At 63.7% G+C, this 24,991-nt stretch carries 15 protein-coding genes, 2 tRNA genes and 1 pseudogene; 8 read left to right on the forward strand and 10 right to left on the reverse strand.

The annotated features are described in order from the left end of the window. Positions 1-16 precede the first annotated feature (16 nt). From nirD to H620_RS0105190, 3 genes are all read right to left on the reverse strand, one after another. A complete protein-coding gene (nirD, locus tag H620_RS0105180; protein ID WP_023379206.1) occupies positions 17-379 on the reverse strand; it encodes a nitrite reductase small subunit NirD in 363 nt (120 codons plus the stop codon). Then, positions 379-2,931 (reverse strand): nitrite reductase large subunit NirB, encoded by a 2,553-nt coding sequence (gene nirB, locus H620_RS0105185; protein WP_027906890.1) that lies wholly within the window; start codon positions 2,929-2,931, stop codon positions 379-381. Before nirB ends, nirD begins: the two co-directional genes overlap by 1 nt. 299 nt (positions 2,932-3,230) lie before the next feature. Continuing rightward, positions 3,231-7,253, reverse strand: coding sequence for a bifunctional nitrate reductase/sulfite reductase flavoprotein subunit alpha (locus H620_RS0105190; RefSeq protein WP_023379204.1), 4,023 nt, complete (start codon positions 7,251-7,253; stop codon positions 3,231-3,233). A 281-nt stretch (positions 7,254-7,534) separates the two neighbouring features. Here H620_RS0105190 and map point away from each other — a divergent pair, with 281 nt between their 5' ends. Further along, positions 7,535-8,311 carry a type I methionyl aminopeptidase gene (gene map, locus H620_RS0105195; protein WP_023379203.1) on the forward strand — a complete coding sequence of 259 codons (777 nt, stop codon included), beginning with the start codon at positions 7,535-7,537 and terminating at the stop codon, positions 8,309-8,311. A 153-nt stretch (positions 8,312-8,464) separates the two neighbouring features. Here the strand turns inward: map and H620_RS0105200 are convergent. Beyond that, positions 8,465-8,541: transfer RNA gene (locus tag H620_RS0105200), tRNA-Asp, on the reverse strand. Between the two features lie 13 nt (positions 8,542-8,554). Next, positions 8,555-8,630: transfer RNA gene (locus H620_RS0105205), tRNA-Val, on the reverse strand. Positions 8,631-8,847: 217 nt separating this feature from the next. Between H620_RS0105205 and rdgC the strand changes: the two genes are divergently transcribed. From rdgC to sugE, 3 genes are all read left to right on the forward strand, one after another. Continuing rightward, complete coding sequence (rdgC, locus tag H620_RS0105210; RefSeq protein ID WP_027906891.1) at positions 8,848-9,768, forward strand: recombination-associated protein RdgC; 921 nt, start codon at positions 8,848-8,850, stop codon at positions 9,766-9,768. A 161-nt stretch (positions 9,769-9,929) separates the two neighbouring features. Further along, positions 9,930-10,895 (forward strand): bile acid:sodium symporter family protein, encoded by a 966-nt coding sequence (locus tag H620_RS0105215; protein WP_023379201.1) that lies wholly within the window; start codon positions 9,930-9,932, stop codon positions 10,893-10,895. A gap of 205 nt (positions 10,896-11,100) precedes the next feature. Further along, the gene (gene sugE / locus H620_RS0105220) at positions 11,101-11,418 is read left to right on the forward strand and encodes a quaternary ammonium compound efflux SMR transporter SugE (RefSeq protein WP_023379200.1); all 318 of its coding nucleotides are present in this window, start codon (positions 11,101-11,103) and stop codon (positions 11,416-11,418) included. A 15-nt stretch (positions 11,419-11,433) separates the two neighbouring features. Here sugE and H620_RS0105225 read toward each other — a convergent pair whose 3' ends face one another. Beyond that, complete coding sequence (locus H620_RS0105225) at positions 11,434-13,311, reverse strand: 1-acyl-sn-glycerol-3-phosphate acyltransferase (protein ID WP_027906892.1); 1,878 nt, start codon at positions 13,309-13,311, stop codon at positions 11,434-11,436. Positions 13,312-13,577: 266 nt separating this feature from the next. Here H620_RS0105225 and H620_RS27730 point away from each other — a divergent pair. After that, positions 13,578-14,642, forward strand: a pseudogene (locus H620_RS27730) (methyl-accepting chemotaxis protein); the annotation flags it as partial. A gap of 141 nt (positions 14,643-14,783) precedes the next feature. Continuing rightward, positions 14,784-15,497 (forward strand): methyl-accepting chemotaxis protein, encoded by a 714-nt coding sequence (locus H620_RS27735; protein WP_371919413.1) that lies wholly within the window; start codon positions 14,784-14,786, stop codon positions 15,495-15,497. Positions 15,498-15,560: 63 nt separating this feature from the next. Here H620_RS27735 and H620_RS0105235 read toward each other — a convergent pair whose 3' ends face one another. From H620_RS0105235 to H620_RS0105245, 3 genes are all read right to left on the reverse strand, one after another. After that, on the reverse strand, positions 15,561-16,394 hold the full coding sequence (locus tag H620_RS0105235) for an amidohydrolase family protein (RefSeq protein ID WP_027906893.1): 834 nt from the start codon (positions 16,392-16,394) through the stop codon (positions 15,561-15,563). A 28-nt stretch (positions 16,395-16,422) separates the two neighbouring features. Continuing rightward, positions 16,423-17,697 carry an MFS transporter gene (locus H620_RS0105240; protein WP_023379196.1) on the reverse strand — a complete coding sequence of 425 codons (1,275 nt, stop codon included), beginning with the start codon at positions 17,695-17,697 and terminating at the stop codon, positions 16,423-16,425. A gap of 128 nt (positions 17,698-17,825) precedes the next feature. Then, a complete protein-coding gene (locus H620_RS0105245; RefSeq protein WP_023379195.1) occupies positions 17,826-18,557 on the reverse strand; it encodes a GntR family transcriptional regulator in 732 nt (243 codons plus the stop codon). Positions 18,558-18,779: 222 nt separating this feature from the next. On the opposite strand from H620_RS0105245, the gene H620_RS0105250 reads away from it, so the two are divergent. Beyond that, positions 18,780-19,958: an MFS transporter gene (locus tag H620_RS0105250; protein ID WP_023379194.1), complete on the forward strand. Its 1,179-nt coding sequence runs from the start codon at positions 18,780-18,782 to the stop codon at positions 19,956-19,958. Positions 19,959-20,106: 148 nt separating this feature from the next. After that, on the forward strand, positions 20,107-23,583 hold the full coding sequence (locus H620_RS0105255; RefSeq protein WP_023379193.1) for a hybrid sensor histidine kinase/response regulator: 3,477 nt from the start codon (positions 20,107-20,109) through the stop codon (positions 23,581-23,583). On the opposite strand, the gene H620_RS0105260 is transcribed toward H620_RS0105255, so the two are convergent. Beyond that, a complete protein-coding gene (locus H620_RS0105260) occupies positions 23,555-24,940 on the reverse strand; it encodes a DNA recombination protein RmuC (protein ID WP_162144437.1) in 1,386 nt (461 codons plus the stop codon). The two genes, H620_RS0105255 and H620_RS0105260, sit on opposite strands and share 29 nt — an antisense overlap. Positions 24,941-24,991: the final 51 nt, after the last annotated feature.

Here is a 24,991-nt window from a genome sequence, read left to right on the forward strand (position 1 = left end):
AGCCAGCAATCGACCGTCAGGCCACCGCCAACTCCACCGCCTCACCGTTCAAGCGTGCCGGCCATACCCGCAACCGCTGGTCGTCGTCTTCCAGGCATCTACCGCTTTTCAAGCTGAAATGCTGCTTGTACAACGGTGCCGCCACCACCAACTCCCCCTGCAGGCTACCCACCAGTCCGCGGCCGATGATGTTGGCCCCGGAACGTGGGTCGCGGTTGTCCACGGCGTACAACGTCTGTACCTGGCCTGGCAGATAGAACAGCGCCACCTGGGCTCCGTCGAACCACACCACAACGCCGGAATCGGCGACCAGGTCATTGGCCTGGCAGACCGTTTGCCAGTTCGGTTGCTTGGCGACAGCAGCATTGGACAGGTTCATCAGACAGCCTCCTCGGCGGTGGGGATCAAATGCAACGGTGCGGCAGGCCGGCGCTGATCGCGTTCACGAACGAAATGCACGTCCGGGTCGGGCCGCTGGTCGTTGACGAAGGTACGGAAGCGCTTGAGCTTTTCGGGGTCGTTCAGGGCGTTGGCCCATTCGCACTCATACTGGTCGACCACATGCTGCATCTGCGCCTCCAGCTCGGCGGCCAGCCCCAGGCTGTCGTCGAGAATCACCTGCTTGAGGTAGTCCAGGCCGCCTTCCAGACTTTCGCGCCACACCGAGGTGCGCTGCAACTTGTCGGCGGTGCGAATGTAGAACATCAGCACGCGGTCGATCAGGCGCACCAATGTCTCGTCGTCGAGGTCGGTGGCGAACAGCTCGGCATGACGTGGTCGCATGCCGCCGTTGCCGCAGATGTATAGGTTCCAGCCCTTGTCGGTGGCGATCACGCCGATGTCCTTGCTCTGCGCTTCGGCGCATTCGCGGGTGCAGCCGGACACTGCGAACTTGAGCTTGTGCGGCGATCGCAGGCCTTTGTAGCGGTCTTCCAGGCGCAGCGCCATGCCCACACTGTCCTGCACGCCATACCGGCACCAGGTGCTGCCGACGCACGACTTCACCGTACGGGTCGACTTGCCGTAGGCATGGCCGGTCTCGAAGCCGGCGTCGATCAGCTCGCCCCAGATCAGCGGCAGTTCGTGCAACTGGGCACCGAACAGGTCGATACGCTGGCCGCCGGTGATCTTGGTGTAGAGGTCGTATTTCTTCGCCACCTGGCCAATCACGATCAGCTTGTCGGGGGTGATCTCGCCGCCCGGGATGCGCGGTACCACCGAGTAGGTGCCGTTCTTCTGCATGTTGGCCATGAAGGTGTCGTTGGTGTCCTGCAGCGGCACCAGGGCCGGGTCCATGATCGGCTGGTTCCAGCAGGAAGCGAGAATCGAGCCCACCGTCGGCTTGCAGATGTCGCAGCCGACATGGCCCTTGCCATGGCGTTCGAGCAACTCATTGAAGGTGCGGATACCTTCGACGCGGACCAGACCGTAAAGCTCCTGGCGGGTGTAGGCGAAGTGCTCGCACAGACGCTTGTCGACGGTGACGCCACGGGCAGTCAACTCATGCTCGAAGACCTGCTTGAGCAGGGCCGCGCAGCCGCCACAACCGGTCGCAGCCTTGGTGCAACCCTTGAGGGCAGCCAGGTCGCTACAGCCGCTGTCGATGGCTGCGCAGACCGCGCCCTTGCTGACATTGTGGCAGGAACAGATCGTCGCGCTGTCAGGCAAGGCGTCGGCCCCAAGCGCTGGGGCGCCGGCACTTTGCGGCAGGATCAAGCCCGCGGGGTCCGCTGGCAGGGCAATGCCGTTCTGGGCGTATTGCAACAGGGTGTCGTAGTAACTGTTGTCGCCAACCAGCACCGCGCCGAGCACGCGCTTGCCACTGGCATCGACCACCAGACGGCGGTAGGCGGCGGTGGCCTCGTCGATGAAGCGGTAGCTGCGCGACCCTGGGGTGGCGCCGTGGGCATCGCCGATGGAGCCGACATCGACCCCCAGCAGCTTGAGCTTGGTCGACATATCGGCACCGCCGAACTCGGCGGCCGCCTCACCGGTGAGCAGCGCCGCCAGATTACGGGCCATGCTGTAACCGGGGGCAACCAGACCGAAGATGCTGCCATTCCACGAAGCGCACTCGCCGATGGCGAAGATGCGCGGGTCGCTGGTGCGGCAGTGGCTGTCGATCACTACCCCACCGCGTGGGGCGATCTCGAGGCCACAGGCCCGCCCCAGGGCATCTTGCGGGCGGATACCAGCAGAAAATACGATCAGGTCGGTTTCCAGGTGTTCCCCACCATCGAAGTTCATCCGGTAGCGATAAGCCTCGCCGGCGCTGATCGACTGGGTGGCACGGGACAGGTGCACGCCCACGCCCAACGCTTCGATCCGTGCCTTGAGCGCAGCACCGCCCTCGCCGTCCAGTTGCACCGGCATCAACCGTGGGGCGAACTCGACAACATGGGCTTCCAAGCCCAGTGACTTGAGTGCATTGGCCGCTTCCAGGCCAAGCAGGCCGCCCCCCACCACCACGCCACTACGGGCACCGCTGGCGGCGGCTCGAATGGCGTCCAGGTCGTCGAGGGTGCGATAGACCAGTCGAGCATTGCCGCTGGAACCTTCGATCGGTGGCACGAAGGGATACGAGCCCGTGGCCAGGACCAGGTGGTCGTAGCCGTAACGGCCTTCGGCGGTGACCACTTCGCAGCGTTCGCGGTCGATCTGCAGCACCGCCTCGCCCAGATGCAGGTGCACACCGTTGTCGCCGTAGAACCCATGTTCGCACAGGGCCAGGGTTTCGGCACAGCTGCCGCCGAAGTACTCGGACAGGTGCACACGGTCGTATGCACGCTGGCGCTCTTCGCCGAACACCCGCACCTCGAAGCGCGCCAGGGCGCCACGTTCGATCAGTTGCTCGACGCAGTGATGGCCGACCATGCCGTTGCCGACAATCACCACTCGCTCTCGTTGCCCGCCGTTCGCTGTTGCGTTCATAGCCGATCCTCGATCAAAAAAAAAGCGCCTGGAGCCGAAGCTCCAGGCGCCTTTGCCTGTACTCATCACGGTGGGCCCCTGATTGATCGCCGTTGATCAGTGGGGCATGTTGTGAAACGGATGTAGCAGGGAGTGTGCCAAATGCTGCTGGACCACTGCCGATGGGGTGACTGCGCTGGATTCATCGCCGTCAAGCCGGCGCCCACAGGTTCGGTGCGGTCTTCGCAGGCGCCGGCTTGCCGGCCATAAGGCATTGAAAACCGCACCACCGAAGTGCATCCCTCACCATCCCGGTGCAATCAATACACATCTCGCCGGTAGCGCTTGGCCTTGCTCAACGCTTCAACGTAAGCCTCCGCCGCCTCGTTGCTCATCTGGCCATGCACCGCCACGACCTCGCGCAGGGCGCCGTCCACATCCTTGGCCATACGCTGGGCATCGCCACACACATAGAAGTACGCCCCTGATTCAAGCCAGCGCCACACCTGCGCGCCTTGCTCACGCAGACGCTGTTGCACGTAGATCTTTTCGGCCTGGTCGCGGGAGAACGCGGTGTCCAGATGCAGATGCCCGGCTGCCACCCAGGCCAGCAGTTGCTCCTTGTAATAGAAATCACTGGCGGCGTACTGCTCGCCGAAGAACAGCCAGTTTTCGCCACAGGCACCGCGAGCCTCACGCTCTTCCAGAAACGCCCGGAACGGTGCGATGCCGGTACCGGGGCCGACCATGATCACAGGCGCGTTGTCGTCCTCCGGCAGGCGAAAGTGCTTCGATACCTGCGGGAAAATCGCCACCTTCAAGGTGTCCGCGCGGTCGGCGAGAAAAGCCGAGCAAACGCCCTTGCGCTGACCATAGCGTACGGTCGAGACGGTCAGGTGCACCTGATCGGGGTGAGCGGACGGGCTTGAACTGATCGAATACAGGCGCGGTTGCAGTGGTTTGAGCAACTCAAGCCAGCTGGCCAGCGGTAAGTCCTGAGGATACTCGCGCAGCACATCGGCCAACTGCCGGCCCCACAGCCACTCCTGCAATTCGGCCTTGTGCTCCGGTTGCAACAGACGCTGCAAGGCCGGCTGGTGGCGACCGAATACCTGCAACTGCTGCGGCGTGACCCGCGCGATCTCCAGGTGCTGCGCCAGGGCCTCAACCAAGGGCATGGCGGGCTTCCCGTTGAGTTCGACCAACGCCTGGCCATCGAGGTGCATCAACGCCAAGAGCTCTTCGACCAATGCCGGGCAGTTGCGTGGCCACACCCCAAGGGCATCACCGGCCTCGTAGGTGAAGCCACTGCCAGCGAGGTCGAATACCAGCTGACGGGTTTCCTTGCTGGCTCCTGGGGCATTGAGCACGCGGTTTTCGAGTAGGGTCGCCGACCATGGTCGTTGCTTGCTGTAGAGCGGCGCCGGCAGGGCTTCCCTGGCTGGTTCGAGCGTGGTGGCAGGCCCGAGCTCGGGCAGCAGGGCTTGGAGCCAGTTGGCGAAGGTTTCGTCGAAATCCGGCTCGCAGTCGACACGCGGCAACAGGCGTCGGCCGCCCAGCTCGGCAAGGCGCTGATCGAGCTTGCGGCCAAACCCGCAGAACTGGTCGTAGCTCGAGTCTCCAAGGGCCAGCACGGCATAGGGCAGATCGGCGCAATGCCCCCCCTCTTCGCCTTGCAACGCATTCCAGAACGCAGTACCGGTATCGGGCGCATCACCGTCGCCGAACGTGCTGGCAATCAGCACAACGCTCGCAGCGCCCTGCAACTGCCGTGGGGTGACCGCCTCCATGCAGTTCAACTGCACCGCCAGGCCGGCGTTGCGCAAGTGCCCAGCGCAACGCTCGGCCAGGGCTTCACCATTGCCGGTCTGCGATGCCCACAGCACTTGGTGTCGGGGGACATCGACCTGCGCAGGCGCCGACTGGGCGTAAAGCCCCGCCAGCAGCCCATCGACGAACAGACGTTGGGCCGCCGCCAGCGGCGCGTTGGCTGGCAGGCACGGCACCCCTTCAATGCGCGCCTGGTCCAGGCCGAGCAGGAAACCTTGCAAGTAGTGGCGCTCATCGTCGGCCAGAACCGGGGCAGGCAGCGCATCCAGGCCAAGCAGACGGGACAGCGTGGCGGTCGGCATGGTGGCGGGCTCCGAAGTGCGGGTGGCGGCGCCCAGGTCGAGGGCGTCGATGCGTTCACCGGCGACCCGCTCCAGGGCCACCGCGCAATGCTTGAAGGCCGGCTGCAGCGACAGGGGGTCGACCGCATCACAGGTCACGGCATTGATTGCCAAGTGCTCGCCGAACACATCGTTCCAGTGGAACGGCGCGAAACAATTGCCAGGCATGACCCGGTCACTGACCCGTGCGGGCAACACGGCTTGGCCACGGCGCGAGCGGATCGCCACTGGGTCCTTGTCGCGAATGCCCAGGCGCTCGGCATCTTCCGGATGCAGCTCGACGAAGGGGCCGGGCTCCAGCTTGTTCAGCGCCGGCACCTTGCCGGTCTTGGTCAGCGTGTGCCACTGGTGCTGCACGCGCCCGGTGTTGAGCACCAGGGGATAATCGGCATCCGGCAGCTCTGGTGCCGGCAGCCACGGCCTGGCGAAGAAACGCGCCTTGCCGCTGGGGGTAGGAAAAGCCAGTGCGGGGCGCAGGCCTTCGGCGTCGCTCACCAGGTGCTGGCTGCGACCGTCATTGAGGTAGCGCACTGGGCTGCGATCGCCCTCGTCGCCTGGCGCGCAGGGCCACTGGCGGGGGCTATGGCGCAGTTCGGGGTAGCCGATACCCCGCAGGTCGTAGCCTGTGGTGGGGTTCCAGAACTGGCGGATCTCCTCGTATACCGACTCGGCGTCGCGGTAGTCGAAGGCATGGGCATACCCCATGGCGCAGGCCACCCGGGCGATGAGTTGCCAGTCGGGCAAGCTCTGCCCCGGCGGCTCGACAGCGCGAGGCATGAGGGTAAGGTTGCGCTCGCTGTTGATCATCACACCCTCGCCTTCGGCCCAGAGCGCGGCAGGCAGGAGAATGTCGGCGTAGCGGTTGGTCTCGGTGTCGAGAAAGGCATCCTGGCTGATGACCAGTTCAGCCTGGCGCAGGCCCTCGATGACTTGCTGGCGATTGGCGACACTGGCCACCGGGTTACTGCAGATGATCCAGCAGGCTTTCACCTCGCCAGCCTTCATCTGCTCGAACAATGCCACGGTACCCTCTGCACCTTCGCTGCGCAGGCTGCCTGGGGCCAGGCCCCACTGGTGCTCGACAAAGGCCCGATCCGCATCCACCAGTGCCGAGCGCTGCCCCGGCAGGCCCGGCCCCATGTAGCCCATCTCGCGCCCCCCCATGGCATTGGGCTGCCCGGTCAAGGAGAACGGCCCGCTGCCTGGACGACAGATGGCGCCAGTGGCCAGGTGCAGATTGCACAGGGCATTGCTGTGCCAGGTGCCGTGGACACTCTGGTTCAGGCCCATGGTCCAGCAACTCATCCATTCCCCGGCCGAGCCGATCCACTCGGCGGCCTGACGAATATCGGCTTGCGCCAATCCGGTGATGGCGGCAACGCGCTCGGGGCTGTAGTCCTCGAGGAAATCGGGCATTTCGTCCCAACCCTCGGTATGGCGGGCGATGAAATCCGGGTCGGTATGACCATTGCGGTGCAGCAGATGCAGCAGGCCATTGAGCAGCGCCATGTCGCTGCCGGGACGCACTTGCAGGAACAGGTCGGCCTTGTCGGCAGTGGCCGTGCGGCGTGGGTCGACCACGATCAGCTTGGCCCCGGCCTTGACGCGGTCAAGCAGGCGCAGGAACAGAATCGGGTGGCAGTCGGCCATGTTCGCGCCGATCACCAGGAACACTTCGGCATGCTCGAAATCCTGGTAACTGCCGGGCGGGCCATCGGCGCCGAGCGAAAGCTTGTAGCCGCTGCCGGCGCTGGCCATGCACAGGCGCGAGTTTGATTCGATATGGCGGGTGCGGATGAAACCCTTGGCCAATTTATTGGCCAGGTACTGGGCCTCCAGCGACATTTGCCCAGAGACGTACAGTGCCACGGCATCGGCGCCGTGCTGGTCGATGATGCCACGCAGACGCCCGGCGGCTTGTTCGATGGCGAGGTCCAGAGGGGTGCGGGCTGGCTCCTGGTTGCGCTGCTGGCGCACGAAGGCCTCCTCCATACGCCCGGCAGCGTTCAGCGGCACATGGGCGGTGAGGCCCTTGGTGCACAGACGACCGAAATTGCTGGGGTGCAGCTTGTCGCCACTGACCTTGCCGACCTTGCCATTGGCCACGCTCAACACAATGCCGCAGCCGACGCCGCAATACGGGCAGACACTGCGTACTTCGCTGCGGGTCATGGGTAGTCTCCTGTAGGCAGAAACGAAAAAGGCGCCGGCTGCCCCGAGCTTGCTTGGCAAGCGGGGGGCAACACGGCGCCTTTGTCGTGGAATGTCGGGGGGCATCGACGTTGATGGCCCTCTAGGCAGTGGCTGAGCAAGTTTTGGGCCAGCTGGACCGGCACCATCGCCGGCAAGCCGGCGCCTGCCGGTATCGGCCAGGCAGCGCACCACGCGGTGGCGTGATCAAGCCCCGCAGCGCTATGCTGGGGCACTTTTCATCAAGAGCCGCTTCCTGTCCCATGTCCAAGGTGATCCTCAAGACGCCCGCCCAACTCGACCTGATGCGCAACGCAGGCCAACTGTTGGCGCAGGTGTTCGCCGACCTCGACAGTTTTATTCGCCCCGGCATTACCACGATGCAGATCAACGACCGTGCCGAGGCCTTCATCACCCAGACCCTCAAGGCACGCCCGGCCAGCAAAGGCCAGTACGGCTTCCCCTACTCGCTCAACACCTCGGTGGACCATGTGGTGTGTCATGGCATGCCCAAGGCGGAGGAGGTGCTCCAGGAAGGCTCGATCATTAATGTCGATATCACCCTCGAACAGGGTGGCTACATCGCTGATTCATCGAAGATGTACAGCATCGGGGCCATAAGCGACGAGGCCCGCCGCCTGGTCGACACCACCTATGAGGCATTGTGGAAAGGCATCGGGCAGGTACGCCCCGGGGCCACCCTGGGCGATGTCGGTCACGCCATCCAGGCCCACGCCGAGGCGGCGGGCTACAGCGTGGTGCGCGAGTATTGCGGGCACGGTATCGGCAAGCAGATGCATGAGGCGCCCGAAGTGCTGCACTACGGCCAACGCGGCATGGGCATGAAGTTGCAACCGGGGATGGTGTTCACCATCGAGCCGATGATCAACCAGGGCGGGCGGGGAACACGAACGCTGCGCGATGGCTGGACAGTGATTACCCGCGACCACACGCTGTCGGCGCAGTGGGAGCATACCGTGGCGGTGACTGAAAACGGCGTCGAGGTACTGACGCTACGGGAGGAAGAGCGCAATCGTTGAGACTGGCGAGGTGGCGATGCCGTCCAATAGGGGCAAATCGGCGGCGACACCTTCCGCCACGCCGATTCAGCCGGCGCAGAAACAAAAAAAGCGACCCTAAGGTCGCTTTCTTTGTGGCTTCCGGGTGTTCAGTGGGCCCTGGAAGCTGGAATATGGCGCAGCGGACGGGACTCGAACCCGCGACCCCCGGCGTGACAGGCCGGTATTCTAACCGACTGAACTACCGCTGCGCTATACATCGAGTGGTGGGTGATGACGGGATCGAACCGCCGACCCTCTGCTTGTAAGGCAGATGCTCTCCCGGCTGAGCTAATCACCCTTTCGTCTCGGTGTGGCGCGCATTCTACGGATGACCTCCCACCCTGGCAAGCACTTTTTTCGACTTTTTTAAAAAAAATTTTCAGGCCTTTCAAAGACCTAGCAGCAGCTGGCTTTTCCTTCTCTCTATATAGCTACTGGCCCTATGACAGGGTTGGCCTGGGACCACCCCTCGGAGAATAATGCCCGCCTTATGCACTAAGGAGAGATTCCCCCTCATGTGGTTCAAGAACCTGCTGACCTACCGCTTGACCCAGGATGTCCCGTTCGAGCCCGAAGCGCTGGAAGCTGCCCTGGCCAGCAAGCCGGCCCGCCCCTGCGCCAGCCAGGAGCTGACCACCTATGGTTTCGTCGCGCCGTTCGGCAAGGGCGAGGATGCCCCGCTGGTGCACGTCAGCGGCGAATTCCTGCTGATTGCCGCGCGCAAGGAAGAGCGCATCCTGCCTAGCAGCGTGGTCAACGATGCGGTGAAGGAAAAGGTCGAAGAGATCGAGACCGAGCAAATGCGCAAGGTCTATAAAAAGGAGCGCGACCAGATCAAGGACGACATCATCCAGGCGTTCCTGCCACGCGCGTTCATCCGTCGCTCGATGATCTTCGCCGCCATCGCCCCGCGCCTGGGCATGATTCTGGTCAACTCGGCCAGTGCCAAGCGCGCCGAAGACCTGTTGTCGACCCTGCGTGAAGTCATGGGCTCGCTGCCGGTTCGCCCGGCGACCGTGAAGATCGCGCCGACCGCGACGATGACCGACTGGGTCAAGTCGCAACAGGCGGCCGAAGGCTTCTATGTGCTGGACGAGTGCGAGCTGCGCGACACCGCCGAAGACGGTGGCATCGTGCGCTGCAAGCGTCAGGACCTGACCGGTGAGGAAATCCAGCTGCACCTGAGCACCGGCAAGGTGGTTACCCAACTGGCCCTGGCCTGGCAGGACAAATTGTCGTTCGTGCTCGACGACAAGATGGTGATCAAGCGCCTGAAGTTCGAGGAGTTGCTGCAAGAGCAGGCCGAACAGGACGGTGGCGACGAAGCCCAGCAACAGTTCGATGCCAGCTTCACGTTGATGATGATGACCTTCACCGAGTTCTTGCCGGCGCTGTTCGAGGCACTGGGTGGCGAGGAGATCCCACAAGGGGTCTGAGTCGCATCGACTGGCGGTGCTGGCCGGGAATTCAGTCTGGGTCAGTAGCGGCCCTATCGCCGGCAAGCCGGCTCCTGCAGGGGTTCGCAACACCTGCAGGAGCCGGCTTGCCGGCGATAGGGCCTGCAAAAAACAGCGTTTAACAGAACAAGGACCTGCCCATGCGTGCACTCGCCGCCCTCAGCCGCTTCGTCGGCAACACCTTCGCCCTGTGGGTACTGGTGTTCGCCTGCCTGGCCTTCCTGCAACCACAATGGTTCATCGCGCTGAAAGTGGCCATCGTGCCGCTCCTGGGTGTGGTGATGTTCGGCATGGGCCTTACGCTCAAGCTCGACGACTTCGCCGCCCTCGCTCGCCAGCCGTGGCGCGTTGCCCTCGGGGTGGTGGCGCATTTCGTGATCATGCCAGGCATGGCCTGGTTGCTTTGCCAGCTATTCCACCTGCCCGCCGAAATCGCGGTGGGTGTGATCCTGGTTGGCTGCTGCCCCAGTGGCACGGCTTCGAACGTGATGGTGTGGCTGTCCAAGGGCGACCTTGCCTTGGCGGTGGCGATCGCAGCGGTAACCACCCTGCTCGCGCCACTGCTCACCCCGGCGCTGATCTGGTTCTTGGCTTCGGCCTGGTTGCCAGTGTCCTTCATGGACATGTTCTGGTCGATTCTGCAGCTGGTGATGCTGCCGATCGTGCTCGGCGTGCTGGCCCAGCGCCTGCTCGGTGCGCGGGTCCAAGTGGCGGTACAGGTACTGCCGCTGGTGTCGGTGATCAGCATCGTGATGATCGTCTGCGCCGTGGTGGCAGCCAGCCAGGCGAAGATTGCCGAGTCCGGCCTGCTGATCATGGCGGTGGTGGTACTGCACAACAGCTTCGGCTACCTGCTGGGTTACCTCACCGGCAAGCTGTGCAAACTGCCACTGGCCCAGCGCAAGTCGCTGGCGCTGGAGGTGGGCATGCAGAACTCGGGGCTTGGCGCGGCGTTGGCTGCGGCGCACTTCTCCCCGCTGGCGGCAGTGCCGAGTGCGTTGTTCAGCGTTTGGCACAATATTTCCGGGGCGTTGCTGTCCACCTGGTTCCGCCGCCTGGAAGCGCCGAAGCCTGCGGTTGGAGACATTGAACCGGCCGGGAATTGACAGCGTGCCTGTGCCGACCTCTTCGCGGGTAAACCCGTTCACACAGGTTGTCTGCTGCAGTCGGACAGGGGGCGATCACGTCGGCACAGGCTTGCCCGGAACCGCGCAAATGTGCACTATAGTGCCCACTGTGAGGACGGCCTCACGACGCACCGCGTGACCATTCCGGGGACGGCCCCATCTTTCAAACGATGGAGACACACTCATGTCCTGGATCATTCTGTTCTTCGCCGGCTTGTTCGAAGTCGGCTGGGCGGTCGGCCTCAAGTACACCGACGGCTTCAGCAAACCCTTGCCCACCGTGCTCACCGTCGCGGCCATGGCCATCAGCCTCGGTCTGCTGGGGCTTGCGATGAAGGAACTGCCCCTGGGCACCGCCTACGCCATCTGGACCGGTGTCGGCGCAGTCGGCACGGTGATCGCTGGCATCATCCTGTTCGGCGAATCCATGGCTCTGGTGCGACTGGCCAGCGTGGCACTGATCGTCACTGGCCTGGTCGGCCTGAAGGTCAGCGCCAGCTGACCTTCCCCCTGCACCTCAGCGAACCTCCCCTCGCAAGCGACTGACCTGCTCACGCAGGGCTTCCGGCTGCGCCGCCTCCACCGGGATGGCGGCGCCAGCCACGATGGTCACGCGTGACCACAGGCGCTTGAAGAAGCCCTTGGCCGGATCACGGCTGAAGAAGCTGCCCCACAACCCTTGCAGTGCCAGGGGAATCACCGGCACCGGGGTTTCATCGAGAATACGGCTGACGCCACCTTTGAATACGTCGATCTCCCCGTCACCGGTCAGCTTGCCCTCGGGGAAGATGCACACCACCTCGCCCGCCTTCAGGTACTCGGCAATGCGGGCAAAGGCACGCTCGTAGATCACCTCGTCCTCGCCGCGCCCGGCAATGGGAATGGCGCCTGCGGTGCGGAACACGAAGTTGAGCACCGGTAGGTTGTAGATCTTGTAGTACATGACGAACCGTATTGGCCGGCGAATGGCCCCACCCAGCAGCAAGGCGTCGACGAACGAGACATGGTTGCACACCAACAGCGCCGCGCCCTCGTCAGGAATACGCTCAAGGTCACGGTGCTCCACCCGGTACATGGAATGGCTGAGCAACCAGATCAGGAAGCGCATGGTGAATTCCGGCACGATGCGGAAGATGTAGGCGTTTACCAGGACATTGAGCAACGACACCACCAGGAACAGCTGCGGGATGGTCAGCTCCGCCAGCCCCAGCAGGAGGATGGTGAGAATCGCCGAAACCACCATGAACAAGGCGTTGAGGATGTTGTTGGCGGCGATGACCCGAGCGCGCTGGTCTTCGGCCGTGCGGGCCTGGATCAATGCGTACAGCGGCACGATGTAGAAACCACCAAACACACCAAGCCCGACGATCGACAGCATGATCCACCAGGCTTGGCTCATGCCCAGCAAGGTCAACCAGTCGTGGGGGGTGGCTGCGGCTGGTACATCCCCTGAATGCCACCACCAGAGCAGGCCGAACAGGGTCAGGCCGAACGAGCCGAACGGCACCAGGCCGATCTCCACCTTGCGCCCACTGAGGCGCTCGCACAGCAGTGAACCCAGGGCGATGCCCACCGAGAACAAGGTCAGCACCAGGGTCACGACCGTGCCGTCTCCGTGCAGCCAGTCTTTGGCGTAGGCCGGAATCTGGGTCAGGTAGATGGCGCCGACGAACCAGAACCAGGAGTTGCCGACGATCGAGCGCGATACCGCCGGCGTCTGCCCCAGGCCCAGGCGCAGGATCGCCCAGGACTGCTTGAAGATGTTCCAGTCCAGCGGCATCTGCGGGGAGGCGGCAGCGGCGCGCGGAATCCAGCGGCTGGCCAGGTAACCCAACACCGCGGTACCGACCACGCCGCCCGCCACCACCGCGGCATAGCTGTCGGTCGACATCATCACCCCAGCGCCGATGGTGCCGGCGAGGATCGCCAGGAATGTGCCCATCTCCACCAGCCCGTTACCGCCCACCAGCTCTTCTTCACGCAGGGCCTGGGGCAGGATCGAATACTTTACCGGGCCGAACAGCGCCGAGTGGGTCCCCATGCCGAACAACGCCACCAACATCAGCACCAGGTGATCGGTGACGAAGCCGACCGCACCGATCGCCATGATGCCGATCTCGGCCAGCTTGATCGCGCGGATCAACGCGTCCTTGGCGAATTTCTCGCCAAACTGACCGCCCAGTGCCGAGAACAGGAAGAACGGCAGGATGAACAGCAACGCGCACAGGTTGACCCAGATCGAGCGGTCGTCGTCCCCGAGGCTGAGCTTGAACAGGATCGCCAGGATCAATGACTGCTTGAACAGGTTGTCGTTGAAAGCACCCAGCAACTGGGTGACGAAAAACGGCAGGAAGCGCCGTTTGCCGAGCAAGGTGAATTGCGAGGGGTGACTCATCGTCCATGTTCCTGAAGTGCTTTTGTCATTGGAGGCACGTTCAACGCGGCAGGCCACAAATCTGCACGGGAAAGCCTCGGGTTGGCAAGCCAGGCCGTGAATTTGGGCGCTTCATCACAGAATGATGGCCATGTGACAGCAAATTTAATGCATTCCTGGTTCAGATTTTGATACATATGACGATAATTCATATAGATGACTACATCTCGTAGCGGGAATGGACCTCCGGTCTCCTCCAACACATAAGAAAAGGAGCGCAGCAGTTTATGTTTATCGGGTTCGGCGACCTGAAGATCGCCAGTAAACTCTTCCTTGGTTTTGGCCTGGTGCTGTGCCTGACCCTTGCCCAGTCATTGATCAGCTGGAACGGACTCGGCAGCCTGGTGCGCCGCAGCGAGGTGGTCAACGATGTCTCACGCCTGAACGATGTGCTCGGCGACTTGCGCGAGGCCCGCCTGCGCCATGCCATGGCCAATGGCGAGGAAAGCCAGGCCAAGGCGTTGCAGGCCGCGCTGGAGGCTTTCCAGGCGCCGATGGCGAAATTGCGGGCCGTCCTGGTCAAGAGCGACAATCTCTCGCGGCTGCACGATGCCGAGCAAACCTTGCAGGCCTATGCGCACAACCAGTCGCTGAGCTTCCAGTCCTATCAGAAGATGCGCGAAGCGCAGAAGGAAATGGGCGCGCTGGCCACCCGCTCATTCGCCAGCATCGAAGAAATCCGCCAGCAGGTGCGTGCGCTGCCGGATGCCGAACAGCGTTTCGAGCGCAGCGAAGCGATCAACCAGATCCGCGAAAACCTGATCCTGCTGCGCTACCACGTGCGTGGCTATACCGGTAACACCAATGCCGACACCGAACAGTTGATGAACGCGCAGATCGCTACCACCGTGAATGATCTGCCAGGGCTGGTGGCGAAGTTCAACGGCAGCTTTGGCCCGCAGTTCGAACAGTTGAACGGCCAGGTACATGCCTACGCCGCGGCCGTGGAAGCCTTCCGGGGCGAGGTAAGCAAACTGGTGGACTACCGCAACGCCATGGGCCAGAACGTCGAAACCCTGAACAGCGTGATTGGCCAACTGCTCGATGCCCAGGCGGCGTCGGTGAGAGACGACAGCCAGTTCGCCAGGACCTTGCAGTTGGTCACCACCGCCCTCGCCCTGCTGTTGGGTGCTTTGGCGGCGGTCATCATCGCCCGTCAGATCAGCCAGCCGCTGCAGCGTGTGCTGCGCGCCATGGAGCAAGTGGCTGCGGGCGATCTCAGCGAGCAACCGGCCAGCCAGCGCCGCGATGAACTGGGCCAGTTGCAGAACAGCCTGAAGACCATGACCGGGAACCTGCGCCAACTCATTGCCCGTGTTCGTGACGGCATCTCGCAGATCGCCAGTTCCACCGAGCAATTGTCGGCCATTACCGAGCAAACCAGCGCTGGCGCCACTCACCAGAAAGTGGAAACGGACCAGGTGGCCACCGCCATGCAAGAAATGGCAGCCACTGTTCATGAAGTGGCGCGCAATGCCGGTGAAGCCTCGCAAGCCGCCAGCGCCACCGACCAGGAAGCCCGTGAGGGCGACCACGTGGTGAGCCGCGCGGTTGTGCAGATAGATCGCCTGGCCAGCCAAGTGGCGGCCACCGGTGAAGCCATGGATGCGCTGCGCAGCGAAAGCCAGCGCATCGGCAAGGTGATGGACGTGATCAAGGCGGTGGCCGAGCAGACCAACCTGCTGGCGCTCAACGCCGCCATCGAGGCCGCCCGCGCTGGTGAAGCTGGCCGTGGCTTCGCGGTTGTGGCGGATGAAGTGCGCAGCCTGGCCCAGCGCACCCAGGCGTCCACCGAAGAGATCGAATCGGCGATCGGCAGCCTGGAGCAAGGCACTCGCTCGGTCAGTGAGCTGATGCAAGAGAGCCAGAGCTTGACCGCGAGCAGCGTTGCACTGGTGCGCGAAGCAGGTCTGGCGCTGGAAGGGATCACCCAGCGGGTTTCCGGAATCCAGTCGATGAACCAGCAGATTGCTGCGGCATCGGAGCAGCAGAGCGCAGTGGCTGAAGAAATCAGCCGTAGCGTGGTGACGGTAAGGGACATTTCAGAGCAAACGGCAGAAGCGAGTCAGCAGACATCGGCATCCAGTGTCGAGTTGGCGCGGTTGGGCGGGCAATTGCAGGAGATGATCAGCCGGTTCCGGCTGTGATGCGGGTGTAAGGCTTCTGGCCTCTTCGCGGGTGAACCCGCGAAGGCCAGTACAGCCCACCGGTCACGCAAACCCGAACAGCGATCGAGCGGTATCCACCAACAACGCCCGACGCAACTCGGTCGAACAACCCAGCGCCTCGAACTGCTCTATCACCGTGGTAAAGCTCACCGCCGACTCATGCTGGGTATGCGGCCAGTCACTGCCCCACATCAGACGCTCGGCGCCATAGTGCGCTTCAAGCGCAACCAGCGCCCGGCGGGCGAACGCCAGGTTCTGCTCGGGCGAACCTTCCAGCCGATAGACACCGGACACTTTCACCCAGACCTTGCCTTTGCCGCCCAGGGTCAGCATCTCGGCGAAACCTGGCTGGCCCAAACCGCCACGGGCATCGGGCCGACCAAAGTGATCGATGACGATATCCAGGCCATAGGGCTCCAGGGCGCGGACCAGCCTGGGCAGGTCCGCCACAGGCCGGTGTAGCTCCAGATGCCAGCCCTGCTCGCCAATGCGTTCCAGCATCGGGCGCCATTGCGCATCCGTCAGGTCTGGCAGAGCCTGGCCCATCAGGTTCAGGCGAACACCCCTCACGCCCTGGCGAGTCATGTCATCGAGCGTCTGGCGCTCGACGTCCCGGTCAAGCATCACCACGCCTCGCAATTGCCCCGGGACGGTCTGCAGGGCGCTCAGCAGGTAGCGGTTGTCGGTGCCCAGGAAGCTGGGCTGGACCAGCACACCATGGCTGAAACCATGGTGCTGAAGCTGGCTCAGGTAATCGCCCAGGGGGGCGTCATAACTGGGCGCATAACGCCGCTCGCTGGCCAGGTTCAGCCCACAGCTGAACACGTGGGCATGGCTGTCGATGGCGGTCAGGGTTGGAGCGGGAACGTCGGGCATGGCTCTCATCGAAACGGGTTGATCGAAATTACTTGGTCACAGCGCCAGACAGCGCCGGTGCCGGTTCGGCTTCGAGGGTGCGGCCACGGGTTTCCGGCAGGCACAGCGCGGCGATCACGGCAACGCCATAGGCGATGCCCGCATCGATACCGATGGCCGACCCCAAGGACATGGACTCGCTCATATGGCCGACCAGGAACGGGAACACCGCCGACAGCACACGCCCGAAGTTGTAGCAGAAGCCCACCCCGGCACCGCGCACATCAGCTGGGTACAGCTCGTTGAAGAACGACCCCAGACTGGCCGGAATACCCGCTGCGAAGAAGCCCAGCGGGAAACCGAGGAACAGCATCTGGGTATTGGTCAGCGGGAAGAACACATAGGCCTGCACGGTCAGTACGCAGCACAGCGCGAACAGCAGGATGTTCTTGCGACGGCCAATACGGTCGATCAACTGGCCACTCACGACGCAGCCACACCAGAAGGCGAAGATGATCACGGCCAGGTAGCCGCCGGAGTTCAGCACCGAGAGGTTGCGCTCGGTCTTCAGGAAGGTCGGCAGCCATGTCATGACGGCGTGGTAACCACCATGGGCACCCAGGCCCAGCAGGCCACCCAACAGCGTCACGCGCAGCAGTTCCGGGCGGAAGATACCGGCCATGGACGTGAAGAAGCTGCCGGGGATGGCCTTCTCTTTCTGCAAGCGCTGGAAACTGTCCGGCTCTTGCACGTTGCGGCGCACCCAAATGATCAGCAGCGACGGCAGCAACCCGACGAAGAACATCACCCGCCAGGCGAATTCCTGCGGCACCAGCGAATAGATCAGCGCGAACAGCGCCACCGCCAGCCCCCAGCCCACGGCCCAGGCGCTTTGCACGGTGCCCATGACCTTGCCGCGGTATTTCGGGTTGATGGTCTCGGCCATCAGCACCGCGCCGGCAGCCCACTCACCGCCAATGCCAAAGCCTTGCATGGCCTTGACGAACAGCAGCGGGTAGAAGCCGGTAACGAAGGCCGAGAGGAAGGTGAAGAAGGAGAACCAGAGGATCATCCACTGCAGGGTACGCACGCGGCCATAGCGGTCCGACAGGGTACCGCCCAGCCAACCACCGATTGCCGAAGTGACCAGGGTCAGGCCGCTGATCAGGCCGGCATCGCCCTTGGTCAGGGAAAACGCGGCGATCAGGGCGGGAATCGCCAGGCCGAACATCTGCACTTCCAGCGCATCGAGCGACCAGCCACCGAAACAGGCCCAGAACGTCTTGCGTTCCCGTGAAGTGATCTGGCGATACCAGCTGAACATGATTGTTATCCTTCTAGTCGTGTGTGTGACGGTCGGGCGCGCCGAAGCGCTTGGCACGCGTCGACCGGGCAGGCGAAGCCACTGCGCCCTGACGCCAGGGCACAGACGGGTAACGGGATGAAACCGGCTTAGCGAATGTCGATGCGGTAGCGGAAGTGCTGCGCATGGCCGCGTGAACGGCGCCACTCCAGAGGTTTGCCGGCGTAATCACGGGCCAGGCGCTCGATCACCACTACCGGGCTGTCGACCGGCAGTTGCAGCACGCGCGCATGCACCGCATCGACCGCTTCGGCGGTCAGGGTCTCTTCAGCGGAGGCGACGACCTGGCCGCATAGCGCCTCATAGATGGGGTAAAGCAGCGGGCCCTTCTGGTTGAGGTCGACCTCCAGCAAGGGCTGGAAGGTCTGGCGTGGCAACCAGATTTCTTCGGCCAGCACCGGCTGGGCCCCCAGCAGACGGGTACGGATGATACGGATGACTTCGGCCTCGGTCGGCAGTCCAAGCGCTTGGGCCACAGCGGAAGGCGCCAGGACCGGCTCGATGGACAGAATTCGGCTTTCCGGCATCACCCGTTCGCCACTGACGGTTTCGAAGCGGAAGAATCGGAACAGCGAGGACTGGAACTGTGGGCGGCGGATGAAGGTACCCCGGCCCTGCTGGCGTTCCAGCACGCCTTCGGCCACCAGCGCATCGACGGCTTTGCGCACAGTGCCGACAGACATGTCGAACTCGGCCGACAACGCCGCTTCGGTGGGAATAGCCTCGCCTGGACGCCAGCGGTTGTTGGCGATCTGCTCCACGAGGTGGTCGCGCAGCAGTTGATAGCGGGGAAGTCGAGCATCACCGGACAGTGGGTGCATGGGTCGCTCTCGTCTTGTTATATAAACATATATATGAATTTTTCCGAGAGTATTCCCGGTGGGTGCTGGCATGTCAATCCTCCACCGGTCAGCTCTGGCCCGAGTCCGAAGCGTTGCTCAGCGAAGGTGAACTGGCGACGAAACAGCAGACACAGGCGACACAAGCGCCTGGGCTCCCTTATGCTCAGGCACCGGCAACTTCACCCTGACAAGGACGTGGCAATGCTCGCCGCCCTCAAGCGCTACCCCACTGCCGTACGCCTGCTACTCAGCACCACCTTCACCCTGACCGTGGCCCGCGCCCTCACCCTGCCCTACCTGGTGGTCTACCTGGCGCACACCTTCCACCTGTCGATCAGCCATATCGGCCTGCTGATCGGTGGCGCGCTGATCGTCGCTTCGCTGCTGAGCCTCTACGGCGGGCACCTGGTCGATATCCTGCGCAACCATACGGTAGTCACCGCCAGCACCCTGGTATTCGCCCTCGCCTTCATCGGCGCCATCGCCAGCCGCTCGAGCGCACTGTTCTTCCTGTGCCTGGTGCTGATCAACCTAGCCTTGGCGGTGGTCGACATCGCCGCCAAGGCTGGCTTCTGTGCCCTGCTACCGGTGGACGAGCGGGCCGAGGTGTTCGCCATCAAGTACACCTTGAGCAATGTGGGCTACGCTGCAGGACCGCTGCTCGGCGTAGCCTTGCTGGAATTCGACGATCACCTGCCGTTCCTGGCCTCGGCGCTGATTGGCCTGGGCATGAGCCTGGCCTACTGGCAGCTGGGCGACCGTGGATTGCAGACCCGAGACCCAAGCCCGGAGCGCAGCGGGTTCGCCCAGGTAGCCATGGGCCTGGCACGCGACCGCCGCCTGGTGTACTTCACCTTGGGGGGCGTGCTCAGCGCCGTGGTGTTCGGCCAGTTCACCGCCTACCTGTCACAGTATCTGGTGGTGACCACGAGCGCTGAGCAGGCCGCACGCCTGGTTGGCTACCTGGTGACCACCAACGCCGTGACGGTGATCGCCCTGCAGTACCTGATCGGTCGGCGCATCAGCCGCCAGAACCTGATGTCGTGGCTGCTGGCCGGCATGGCGCTGTTCGTCGCTGGGCTGCTGGGGTTCGCGCTGGCCGGCTCGGTGCTGGCCTGGTGCCTGGCGATGCTGGTGTTCACTTTAGGCGAGATCATCGTGATACCGGCCGAGTACATGTTCATCGACCTGATCGCTCCCGAACATCTGCGCGGGGTCTATTACGGCGCGCAGAACCTGTCGAACCTGGGGGCGGCGCTGGGGCCTGTAATGGTGGGGTTTGCCCTGACGCATCTGTGGCCGGGGGCGATCTTCTACCTGCTGGTGTTGTCGGTGATACTGGCGGGGGTGTTCTACGGGTTGGGTACCCGCCGTCATTGATGTTGGCTGGACTGGCCCACTCGCGAGCGACCCCGCTCCTGCAGGGATATCATGCTGGGCTGCGACCATCGTCTGCACTGACGAAGCTGCACCTGCGTGCCAAACTGGTTGATCGGGACTGCGTTACCTTTTTCGCTCTGGAGTTTTCATGTCGTTGTCCAGCGGGCTGATCGCTGTGGTCGCCCTGGCCTACATGGCCATCATGTTCGCTATCGCCTTCTATGGCGACCGCCGCAGCACACCGTTGCCGCCGCGGCTGCGTGCGTGGGTGTACAGCTTGTCGCTGGCCGTCTACTGCACCAGTTGGACCTTCTTCGGCGCAGTCGGCCAGGCCGCCGAGCAGCTCTGGGCGTTCCTGCCGATCTACCTGGGGCCGGTGCTGCTGCTGATCTTCGCGCCCTGGGTGCTGCAGAAGATGGTGCTGATCAGCAAGCAGCAGAACATCACCTCGATCGCCGACTTCATCGCCGCACGCTACGGCAAGTCCCAGAGCCTGGCGGTCGTGGTGGCGCTGATCTGCCTGGTTGGCGTGCTGCCCTATATCGCGCTGCAGCTCAAAGGCATCGTGCTGGGCGTCAACCTGCTGATCGGCGCCAACGCCGACGCCACCGGCACCCGCGTCCAGGACACCGCGCTGGTGGTATCGCTGGTGCTGGCGCTGTTCGCCATCGTCTTCGGTACCCGCAGTCTGGATGTGACCGAGCACCACCGTGGCATGGTGCTGGCGATTGCCTTCGAGTCGCTGGTCAAGTTGCTGGCATTTCTCGCCGTCGGCGTGTTCGTGGTGTTCAACCTGTACGACGGTTTCGACGACCTGTTCAGCCAGGCGCGCGAGTCGGTACACCTGAGCGACTACTGGCAGGAGACCATCAACTGGCCGTCCATGGTGGTGCAGACCGCCGTGGCGATGATGGCGATCATCTGCCTGCCGCGACAGTTCCATGTGACCGTGGTGGAGAACATCGAGCCCCAGGACATGCGCCTGGCGCGCTGGGTGTTCCCAATGTACCTGGCGTTGGCGGCGCTGTTCGTGGTGCCGATTGCGCTGGCCGGGCAGATGCTGCTGCCGGGCACGGTGATTTCCGACTCCTTCGTCATCAGCCTGCCACTGGCCGAAGCCCACCCGAGCCTGGCCCTGCTGGCGTTCATCGGTGGCGCATCGGCCGCTACCGGCATGGTCATCGTCGAAGCCGTGGCACTGTCGACCATGGTCTCCAACGACATGCTGCTGCCCTGGCTGCTGCGCCGCACCAACGCCGAGCGGCCGTTCGAGGCGTTCCGCCATTGGATGCTGTCGGTACGCCGGGTGACCATCGTGGTCATCCTGCTGCTGGCCTATGTCAGCTACCGCTTGCTGGGCTCAACGGCGAGCCTGGCGACCATCGGCCAGATTGCCTTCGCCGCCGTCACCCAGTTGACCCCCGCCATGCTCGGCGCGCTGTACTGGAAGCAGGCCAACCGCCGTGGCGTGTTCGCCGGCCTGGCCGCAGGCATCTTCCTGTGGTTCTACACCCTGGTACTGCCCATTGCCGCTCACAGCGTCGGCTGGTCGCTGGAGCTGTTCCCAGGCCTGGCCTGGCTGCATGGCAACCCGCTGAACCTGCCGATCACCCCGCTGACCCAAGGCGTAGTGCTGTCACTGGCGGGCAACTTCACATTGTTCGTCTGGGTGTCGATGCTGTCGCGCACCCGAGTCTCGGAACACTGGCAGGCCGGCCGCTTCATTGGCCAGCAGACCAGCGCCCGCCCCAGCAGCAAGCCGCTGCTGGCGGTGCAGATCGACGACCTGCTCAACCTTGCCTCGCGCTTCGTTGGCGAGGAGCGTGCACGGCAGAGTTTCATCCGCTTCGCGTACCGCCAGGGCAAGGGCTTCAACCCCAACCAAAACGCCGACGGTGACTGGATCGAGCACACCGAACGCCTGTTGGCGGGTGTGCTGGGCACCTCCTCGACCCGGGCGGTGGTCAAGGCCGCCATCGAAGGCCGTGACATGCAACTCGAGGACGTCGTGCGCATCGCCGACGAAGCCAGCGAGGTGTTGCAATTCAACCGCGCTCTGCTGCAAGGGGCTATCGAAAACATCAACCAGGGCATCAGCGTGGTCGACCAGAACCTGCATCTGGTGGCCTGGAACCGCCGATACCTGGAACTGTTCAACTACCCCGACGGGCTGATCAGCGTGGGTCGGCCGATCGCCGACATCATCCGCTACAACGCCGAACGTGGCCTGTGCGGCCCGGGTGAGGCACAGGTGCATGTAGCCCGGCGTCTGCACTGGATGCGCCAGGGCCGAGCGCACTCCTCGGAGCGATTGTTCCCCAACGGCCGGGTGATCGAACTGATTGGCAACCCGATGCCCGGCGGCGGGTTCGTCATGAGCTTCACCGACATCACCCCGTTCCGCGAGGCCGAACAGGCGTTGCGCGATTCCAACGAAGGGCTGGAGCAACGGGTCGCCGAGCGCACCCAGGAACTCTCCAAACTGAACCAGGCACTGAGCGAAGCCAAGAGCCAGGCCGAAGCGGTCAGCCAGTCGAAAACACGCTTCCTGGCCGCGGTCAGCCATGACCTGATGCAACCGCTCAACGCCGCGCGACTGTTCTCCGCCGCCCTGTCGCAGCAGGCCGAGGGCATGAACGAAGAAGCACAGCAACTGGTGCAGCACATGGACAGCTCGCTGCGCTCGGCCGAAGAGCTGATCAGCGACCTGCTGGACATCTCGCGCCTGGAAAACGGCAAGATCACCCCGGACCCCAAGCCGTTCTACCTGAGCGAGTTGTTCGACACACTGGGCGCCGAGTTCAAGGTACTGGCCGCGGAAAAAGGGTTGGAATTCCGCCTGCGCGGCAGCCGCCTGCGGGTCGACAGCGACATGCGGCTGCTGCGCCGGGTGCTGCAGAACTTCCTGACCAACGCCCTGCGCTATGGCAAGAGCCCGATCCTGCTGGGTGTCAGGCGTCAGGGCGAGCGCCTGTGGCTGGAAGTCTGGGACCGCGGCCCGGGTATCGCCGACGACAAGTTGCAGGTGATCTTCCAAGAGTTCAAACGCCTGGACAGCCATCAGACCCGTGCCGAAAAGGGTCTGGGACTGGGGCTTGCGATCGCCGATGGCTTGTGTCGCGTCCTCGGGCACACGCTGCAAGTGCGCTCGTGGCCTGGCAAGGGCACGGTGTTTCGTGTCAGCGTACCGATCGCCCGTCAGGCCGTGGCGGCCCCCGTGGCCCCTGCGGAACAGGCCAGCCAGCCGCTGGCCGGGTTGCAGGTGCTGTGCGTCGACAACGAAGACAGCATCCTGATCGGCATGAACAGCCTGCTCAGCCGCTGGGGCTGCCAGGTGTGGACGGCACGCAACCGCGCCGAATGCGAAGCGCTGCTGGCAAAGGGCATGCGCCCGCACCTGGCGCTGGTGGACTACCACCTGGACGATGGCGAAACCGGTACCGAACTGATGGGCTGGCTACGCGCCCACTTGGGCGAGCCAGTGCCGGGGGTCGTGATCAGCGCCGACGGGCGCAACGAAACCATCGCCCAAGTGCATGCCGCCGGCCTCGACTACCTGGCCAAGCCGGTCAAGCCGGCAGCACTACGAGCCCTGCTCAACCGCCATCTGAGCCAGGTTCAGTAAGCACCTCGTCCGCCAGGGCTTCGTCGGACAGCGCTCGCTCAAGGAGATCGGCGGGCAGGCTCTTGCTGGCCCGGGCGCCGAGCAGCTTGAGCTGTTCGCTACGGCTGACCAGGTTGCCGCGTCCTTCGCAGAGTTTGTTGCGCGCCGACGCGTAGGCCTTGTCGACCTGCTGCAGGCGGTTGCCCAATTCGTCCAGATCCTGGATGAACAACACGAACTTGTCGTACAGCCAGCCGGCGCGCTCGGCGATTTCACGAGCGTTCTGGCCCTGACGTTCCTGCTTCCACAGGCTGTCGATCACCCGTAGCGTGGCGAGCAAGGTAGTCGGGCTGACGATCACGATCTGCCGGTCGAAGGCTTCCTGGAACAGGTTCGGCTCAGCCTGCAAGGCCGCCGAGAATGCTGCTTCGATCGGCACGAACAGCAGCACGAAGTCCAGGCTGTGCAAGCCTTCGAGGCGGTTGTAATCCTTGCTCGACAGGCCTTTTACATGGCTACGCAGCGACTGTACGTGCTGCTTGAGCGCGGCCTGGGCACGTTCGCTGTCGGTATCGCTGACGAATTGCTGGTAAGCCGTGAGGCTGACCTTTGCGTCGACCACTACCTGCTTATCGCCGGGCAGCATGATCAACACATCGGGCTGGAAACGCTCGCCATCGGCACTGCGCAGACTGACCTGGGTCTGGTACTCGCGTCCCTTCTCCAGGCCGGCGTGCTCCAGTACCCGCTCCAGGATCAGCTCGCCCCAGTTACCCTGGGTCTTCTGGCCTTTGAGTGCCTGGGTCAGGTTGGTGGCTTCGTCGGACAGGCGCAGGTTGAGCTGTTGCAAGCGCTCCAGTTCCTTGCCCAGGGAGAAACGCTCGCGGGCTTCCTGCTGGTAGCTTTCCTCGACACGTTTCTCGAAGGCCTGGATGCGTTCTTTCAGTGGGTCGAGCAACTGCCCCAGATGCTGCTGGCTGGTCTGGGCGAAGCGCTGCTCACGCTCGTCGAAGATCTTGGTGGCAAGGTCGGCGAACTGAGCCCGCAGGGTATCGCGAGCTTCCTGCAGGTCATCAAGACGCTGCTGATGGCTTTCCTGTTGCTCACGCAGCTCGGCCTCCAGCCGTGCCGTCTGCGATTCCAGACGGCGCAGCTCGGCTTCGCGATTGGCACGCTCAAGGCTCCAGGCATGGGCCGCATCGCGGGCATTGTCGCGCTCGATCTGCAGCAATTCGAGCTCACGGCCCTGGGCGGCCAACTGGGTTTGCTTGAGGGTGTTGGCTTCGCTGAGATCGCTGATTTCGTCACGGCTGGCATCGAGCTGGGCCTGCAAACCTTCCTGGGCTAGCCGCGCACTGGCAAGGCGTTCCTCCAGCAAGGCCTGCTCGCCCTGGCGGGCCCCCTGACGCCGCTGCAGTTGCATCACCCA

It is taken from the genome of Pseudomonas taiwanensis DSM 21245 (assembly GCF_000425785.1).
In the GTDB taxonomy this organism is placed as follows: Bacteria; Pseudomonadota; Gammaproteobacteria; order Pseudomonadales; family Pseudomonadaceae; genus Aquipseudomonas; species Aquipseudomonas taiwanensis.

Excerpts from the sequence above, each read along its gene's own strand:
- H620_RS27735 (WP_371919413.1), top strand. The coding sequence starts at position 14,784 with ATGCAAGAAATGGCAGCCACTGTTCATGAAGTGGCGCGCAATGCCGGT.
- H620_RS0105215 (WP_023379201.1), top strand. The coding sequence starts at position 9,930 with ATGCGTGCACTCGCCGCCCTCAGCCGCTTCGTCGGCAACACCTTCGCC.
- nirD (WP_023379206.1), bottom strand. The coding sequence starts at position 379 with ATGAACCTGTCCAATGCTGCTGTCGCCAAGCAACCGAACTGGCAAACG.
- H620_RS0105235 (WP_027906893.1), bottom strand. The coding sequence starts at position 16,394 with ATGCCCGACGTTCCCGCTCCAACCCTGACCGCCATCGACAGCCATGCC.
- sugE (WP_023379200.1), top strand. The coding sequence starts at position 11,101 with ATGTCCTGGATCATTCTGTTCTTCGCCGGCTTGTTCGAAGTCGGCTGG.
- nirB (WP_027906890.1), bottom strand. The coding sequence starts at position 2,931 with ATGAACGCAACAGCGAACGGCGGGCAACGAGAGCGAGTGGTGATTGTC.
- H620_RS0105250 (WP_023379194.1), top strand. The coding sequence starts at position 18,780 with ATGCTCGCCGCCCTCAAGCGCTACCCCACTGCCGTACGCCTGCTACTC.
- H620_RS0105225 (WP_027906892.1), bottom strand. The coding sequence starts at position 13,311 with ATGAGTCACCCCTCGCAATTCACCTTGCTCGGCAAACGGCGCTTCCTG.
- H620_RS0105255 (WP_023379193.1), top strand. The coding sequence starts at position 20,107 with ATGTCGTTGTCCAGCGGGCTGATCGCTGTGGTCGCCCTGGCCTACATG.
- map (WP_023379203.1), top strand. The coding sequence starts at position 7,535 with ATGTCCAAGGTGATCCTCAAGACGCCCGCCCAACTCGACCTGATGCGC.
- H620_RS0105240 (WP_023379196.1), bottom strand. The coding sequence starts at position 17,697 with ATGTTCAGCTGGTATCGCCAGATCACTTCACGGGAACGCAAGACGTTC.
- H620_RS0105245 (WP_023379195.1), bottom strand. The coding sequence starts at position 18,557 with ATGCACCCACTGTCCGGTGATGCTCGACTTCCCCGCTATCAACTGCTG.
- rdgC (WP_027906891.1), top strand. The coding sequence starts at position 8,848 with ATGTGGTTCAAGAACCTGCTGACCTACCGCTTGACCCAGGATGTCCCG.
- H620_RS0105190 (WP_023379204.1), bottom strand. The coding sequence starts at position 7,253 with ATGACCCGCAGCGAAGTACGCAGTGTCTGCCCGTATTGCGGCGTCGGC.